Genomic DNA, 5,694 nt, shown 5'->3' on the forward strand with positions numbered 1-5,694 from the left:
CTCTCCCACCGTTGGGTTACCCAGAGTTGGCAGGGCTATTGAGTAGTTCTCTTTTACCTCTCTCACCTTTAAAACGGCCCCACTTTCAGAGATGAACCTGTCTCCTACGGAAATGTCTTTATCTTTACCTGCATCTATTATGAATCCGTCGTAGCTGTTTAAAACAATCTCTGCTTCCACCGGAGAAAAATATTTCTTCATGAAATAAACAACGTTGTCAACCCCTTTAAGTTTTGGATGAGGTTCTTTTGCAGACTCTGAAGGGGTGTAGGGTTTATACTTTACTTCCTCTTTTTTAAATGGATTCAGGCTTCCTATCCCGCACGATGTAATGAAAAGAAAAGAAAAAAGAAGAATGCTTTTCCTCATATTTGTCGCTCCATTTCAGTTTTGCCAATAATACCAAAATAAGTTAGGCATGGAATTTGCTATACATCTCAGAATGAAGACCAAATCTACTTTTATGGGAGGTGCTGTGCCGATGGAAACGGGGATTCAACACCTTGTTCAGTCTTTGAACATCTTTTACCTTCTTGCCGGCGCCGTAATGATACTCTCTATGCACGCAGGTTTTGCTTTCCTTGAGGCTGGAACTGTAAGGAAGAAAAATCAGGTTAATGCTCTTGTAAAAATAATCGTTGACGTTGCAGTAGCTACTATGGCCTACTATTTAATAGGCTATCCTATAGCCCATAAGGTCTGCTTCGTCAGACCTGCCTCTGAGCTTATGGCTGATCAGGGGTTGGAGCTTGTTCGCTTCTTCTTCCTCTTGATGTTTGCTGCCTGCATCTCTGCCATTGTTTCAGGTGGAGTTGCAGAGAGGATGAAGTTTAAGCCCTACATTACTGCAGGTTTCTTCCTGGCAGGTGTTGTTTATCCCATCTTTGAAGCTCTTATTTGGGGTGAAAGGTGGTCTCCTGCCTTTCAGAGCTGGGTAGAGCACATATTTGGTGCACCTATTCACGACTTTGCCGGTTCAATGGTTGTTCACGGACTCGGCGGCTGGATAGCTCTCCCTGCAGTTCTCCTTTTAGGCCCCCGTATGGGACGTTACGTTAAGGGAAAATCAAAACCAATTCCTATCAGCAATATTCCGTACCTCGCTCTGGGAAGCTGGATACTGATAATTGGATGGTTCGGTTTTAACGTTATGAGTTCACAAAAACTTGAGGATATCTCAGGTCTTGTTGCCGTTAACTCTCTTCTTGCAACGGCAGGTGGTCTTATAGGTGGGGTTATCTTCGGGAAAAACGACCCGGGGTTTATTCATAACGGAGCTCTGGCCGGCCTTGTTGCCATCTGTGCTGGTTCAGACGTTGTTAACCCCCTTGGGGCATTTGTTATCGGTTTTATAGCTGCGTTCATCTTTGTTAAAGCCTTTATTTACGAGCAGGAAGTTCTGAAGATAGACGACGTTTTGGGAGTTGTTCCGCTTCACGGTCTCAATGGCCTATGGGGGGGAATTGCGGCCGGAATATTCGGTAAGAAACTCCTTTGGGGATTGGGTGGAGTCTCATTTCTTGCACAGCTTTTTGGAGCTCTCCTCACCCTTTGCTACGCCCTTGTAGCAGGTTTTATTCTCTACGGAGTCCTGAAAGCTGTTATGGGGCTCAGACTCACTGAAGAGGAAGAATTTGAAGGAGCCGATCTCTCTATACATCGCATTACTGCTTACCCTGAAGATAGAGTAAAAGTTTAGAGCTTCCCCTTCACTTCCACCCCCCTTTTTGCCCCCTTTTGGGGGCTTTTCTTTTTAAAGAAGAACAGTTATTATTTAATTGGGTTAAAAACAAGCAGGAGGAAGGTTTTGGAAAAGCTTGAAGTGGAAAAGAGGAAGCGAAAGAGAAATACTCGCCAGAAAGCTGTTGTCTATCAGGTCGTTCTTGATTCCAACGATCACCCTACGGCCGAAAAGATTTACGAGAGGGCAAGGAAGGAGCTCCCTAACATCAGCCTTGGAACAGTTTATAGAGTTCTGAAGGAGCTTTCTCAGGAAGGGAAAATAAAGGAAATAATTGTAAACAAGCAGTCCCACTTTGAGGGGAGAACAGATTTCCACCACCATTTTATCTGTAAATCCTGTGGGAAAATAGAAGACGTTGAGACTCCACTGTGCAGATATACCTGTAAGAAAGTAGAACAAAAGGGTTACCTTGTTGAGGATATTGAGTATAAGTTCTACGGTCTTTGTTCAAAATGTGCACAGAAATTGGGCAGAGAAGAGCAGTAATTGAACAAAATTTGTGCTTCATATAGGAGATTTTGGCTTCTGAAAGTTGGTATTAATTTTGCTTAATAGCAGTAGTTGAATCTTGCTGTTTTAGTGGTAAAATAGCAGACAGTAAGCGGGGTCTGGAGGAAAAAATGAAAAAGATAGAAGCTATTATCAAACCTTTCAAGCTTGAAGAAGTTAAGGATGCTCTTACTGAAGTAGGTGTTCATGGACTTACAGTTTCTGAAGTTAAAGGTTTTGGAAGACAAAAAGGACATACGGAGCTCTACCGGGGAGCTGAATATGTTGTTGATTTCATTCCAAAGGTAAAAATAGAAGTTGTTGTCCCCGATTCTCTCGCTGAAAAGGTCGTTGAAACAATAGTTAACGCTGCGAGAACAGGAAGGATCGGTGACGGTAAAGTTTTCGTAATACCGGTTGAAGATGCCGTCCGTATCAGGACTGGAGAGAGAGGAGAAAACGCAATTTAAATATAAAGGTAAGGAGGGTTTCATGAAGCCGCAAAACGCAAAAGAAGTTGTAGAGCTTATGCAGAGAGAAGGTGTTAAGTTTGTAGACCTCAGGTTCACAGATATGTTTGGAACCTGGCATCATGTAACTTTCCCTGCACACGAGATTTCAGAGGAGAGCTTTGAACAGGGTCTCTTCTTTGACGGTTCATCAATCAGACAGTGGCAGCCGATAAACGCCAGCGATATGATGTTTAAGCTTGATCCAACAACTGCAACCATTGATCCCCTTTCTGAAGTTCCAACTCTCGTTGTTATTGCAGATATAGTGGATCCTGTTACAAAAGAGCCTTACCACAAAGATCCAAGAAACATTGCAAAGAAAGCTGTTGAGTATTTAAGGTCAACAGGAATTGGAGATACCTTTTACTGTGGACCTGAGCCTGAGTTCTTCATCTTTGACGATGTCAAGTTTGACGTAGGGACAAACTACAGTTTCTACGAGGTTGACTCTGTAGAAGGATGGTGGAGAACAGGGGCTGATGAAAATCCGAACTTAGGCCACAAAATTAAGCCCAAGGGCGGATATTTCCCCGTTCCTCCAAACGACCAGCTTGACCACATAAGGAAGATGATTGCCCTCAAGATGGAAGAAGTGGGTATAGTTGTAGAGTGCCTCCACCATGAAGTTGCTACAGGTGGCCAGTGCGAAATTGACTTCAGGTTTGGAACGATAATTGAAGCTGCGGACAATATCCAGTGGACCAAGTATATTGTTAAGAACGTTGCTAAGATGTTCGGTAAAACTGCTACATTCATGCCCAAGCCCCTCTTTGGAGACAACGGTTCCGGTATGCACACCCACGTTTCACTCTGGAAGAACGGAGAGAATCTCTTTGTAGGTGACAGCTACGGTGGACTTTCAGAGCTTGCTCTCTACTTTATCGGTGGAATTATCAAACATGCTAAGGCTATCTGTGCCTTTACCAACGCTACAGTTAACTCCTACAAGAGGCTCGTTCCGGGATACGAGGCACCCGTTAATCTCTGCTACTCTGCAAGGAACAGGTCGGCTGCAATAAGGGTTCCTGTTGTTACATCTCCTAAGGCCAAAAGGATTGAAGTCAGGTTCCCAGACTCTTCAGGGGCTCCTTACCTCACATTTGCAGCTCTCCTTATGGCAGGCCTTGACGGAATTGAGAACAAGGTCCATCCGGGAGAGCCTGTTGACAAGAACCTCTACGACCTTCCACCTGAGGAACTTAAAGACATTCCTACAGTTCCGGGCTCCCTTGAAGAAGCAATCAATGCCCTTGAGAAAGACTACGAGTTCCTTACAAAAGGCGGCGTAATGACAGAGGAGTTCCTTGCTGACTACATTGAGTACAAGAGGAAAGAGGAGATTGATCCTGTAAGGCTCAGGCCAACACCTATGGAGTTCCTCCTCTACTACGACGTTTAATTTTCGCTTAAAAGTTTGTATTAAACCCCCGCTTAAGCGGGGGTTTTCTATTTTAGGAGGTGTTATGAGTCTGTTTGACAAAGCAGCAAAGGACTGGGATTCAAAACCCCACAGGGTTGAAACGGCGCGAAAGGTTGGAGAGGCGATACTCTCCTCTGTTCCTGTTTCTAAAGGGTGGAGAGTTCTTGACTTCGGGGCAGGTACGGGGCTTTTGACATTTTTCATAGCTCCTCACGTTTCAGAGATTGTGGCTCTTGATAACTCTAAAGGGATGATTGAGGTTTTGAAAGAGAAGATTGATAAATTTGGCGCTAATAACGTTAAACCATTTCTTGGTTCTTACTCCGATTTTCAGTTTGAACTATCTTTTGACCTGATAGTTTCCAGTATGTCTGTCCACCACGTTAAAGACGTAGGAGAACTCTTCAGGTGGTTCTCCTCTAACCTTAAAAAAAGAGGTTACGTTGCCGTTGCAGACCTTTTGAAGGAAGATGGAACGTTCCACTCAGATAACACAGGTGTTTACCACTTCGGTTTTGACAGAGAAGAGTTTGAAAGCTATATGGTTTCATCCGGAATAGAACCTGTAAGCTTTAACATTGTTCACTCAATTAAGAAAAACGGCAGGGAGTATCCCATTTTCCTCTCAGTAGGCCAGAAGGTCTAAAACTCCCTTGCCATAAGGTCTGAGAGGGTTTCCCTCTGCCTTATAACTCTGAAATCTTCTCCTTCAACCATAACTTCGGCAGGTCTTGGCCTTGAGTTGTAGTTTGACGCCATTGTGAAGCCGTAGGCTCCAGTGCTGAGAACGGCGATATAATCTCCCTCTTTAAGGACTGGGAGCTCCCTCTCCTTAGCTATGACGTCTCCCGTTTCACAGATGGGACCAACAACATCTGCAACGACAGTTTCGCCGTTTTTTTCCGTCAGCGGAACGATGTGGTGATAGGCTCCGTAAAGGGATGGCCTTGCTATGTCGTTCATTCCAGCATCTACTATGTAGAATGTCTTGTTCTCCCTTTTCTTAACGTAGAGAACCTTTGTTATAAGAACTCCGGCGTTTCCGCTTATTCTCCTTCCCGGTTCTAAAATTAGATAGCAGCCGAGCTCTTTAACTACTGGAACTACCTCTTCCGCCAGTTTCTCTGCAGGTATTACCGCTTCCTCTGGTCTGTAGTTTATTCCAAGCCCACCACCGGCATCAAAGTATTCTATCTCAATTCCGATTGAGCGGAGCTCCCTCACAAAGCCTGCAACTTTCCTCGCAGCCTCTCCGAAGACCGATACGTCTATTATTTGAGAGCCTATGTGGAAGTGAACTCCTACAGGGTTTAACCATCTGCTTTTCTGAGCGTATCTGTAGAGCTCAAGGGCTTTCTCAAAGGTTACTCCGAACTTTGCCTCTTTAAGCCCCGTTGAGATGTAGGGGTGGGTTTTGGGGTTTACGTCGGGGTTTACCCTTATGGAGAGGGGAGCTCTCTTTCCCAATCTCTCTGCTACCTTCTCTAATGCATGGAGCTCTCCCTCAGACTCAACGTTGACCATTAAAA

General features: G+C 44.6%; 6 protein-coding genes and 1 pseudogene. 5 read left to right on the forward strand and 2 right to left on the reverse strand.

The window, feature by feature from the left end; all coding sequences use genetic code 11:
• A pseudogene (locus tag F8H35_RS00625) lies at nucleotides 1-369 on the reverse strand (hypothetical protein); the annotation flags it as partial.
• Between the two features lie 112 nt (nucleotides 370-481).
• On the opposite strand from F8H35_RS00625, the gene F8H35_RS00630 reads away from it, so the two are divergent.
• The 5 genes from F8H35_RS00630 to F8H35_RS00650 all read left to right on the forward strand — a co-directional run bounded on the left by F8H35_RS00630 (nucleotide 482) and on the right by F8H35_RS00650 (nucleotide 4,811).
• The gene (locus F8H35_RS00630; protein WP_472571644.1) at nucleotides 482-1,699 is read left to right on the forward strand and encodes an ammonium transporter; all 1,218 of its coding nucleotides are present in this window, start codon (nucleotides 482-484) and stop codon (nucleotides 1,697-1,699) included.
• A gap of 108 nt (nucleotides 1,700-1,807) precedes the next feature.
• Nucleotides 1,808-2,230, forward strand: a complete 423-nt coding sequence (locus tag F8H35_RS00635; RefSeq protein WP_472571645.1) for a Fur family transcriptional regulator — start codon at nucleotides 1,808-1,810, stop codon at nucleotides 2,228-2,230.
• Nucleotides 2,231-2,364: 134 nt separating this feature from the next.
• A complete protein-coding gene (locus tag F8H35_RS00640) occupies nucleotides 2,365-2,703 on the forward strand; it encodes a P-II family nitrogen regulator (protein ID WP_472570392.1) in 339 nt (112 codons plus the stop codon).
• Between the two features lie 22 nt (nucleotides 2,704-2,725).
• Nucleotides 2,726-4,144 carry a type I glutamate--ammonia ligase gene (gene glnA, locus F8H35_RS00645; RefSeq protein ID WP_472571646.1) on the forward strand — a complete coding sequence of 473 codons (1,419 nt, stop codon included), beginning with the start codon at nucleotides 2,726-2,728 and terminating at the stop codon, nucleotides 4,142-4,144.
• A gap of 64 nt (nucleotides 4,145-4,208) precedes the next feature.
• The gene (locus F8H35_RS00650) at nucleotides 4,209-4,811 is read left to right on the forward strand and encodes a class I SAM-dependent methyltransferase (protein ID WP_472571647.1); all 603 of its coding nucleotides are present in this window, start codon (nucleotides 4,209-4,211) and stop codon (nucleotides 4,809-4,811) included.
• On the opposite strand, the gene lysA is transcribed toward F8H35_RS00650, so the two are convergent.
• Nucleotides 4,808-5,694, reverse strand: an 887-nt coding sequence (gene lysA, locus F8H35_RS00655; RefSeq protein ID WP_472571648.1) for a diaminopimelate decarboxylase, incomplete at its 5' end; no start/stop codon positions are given. The two genes, F8H35_RS00650 and lysA, sit on opposite strands and share 4 nt — an antisense overlap.

The sequence above is a fragment of the Thermovibrio sp. genome, assembly GCA_015488335.1.
Classification (GTDB): Bacteria; Aquificota; Aquificia; order Desulfurobacteriales; family Desulfurobacteriaceae; genus Balnearium.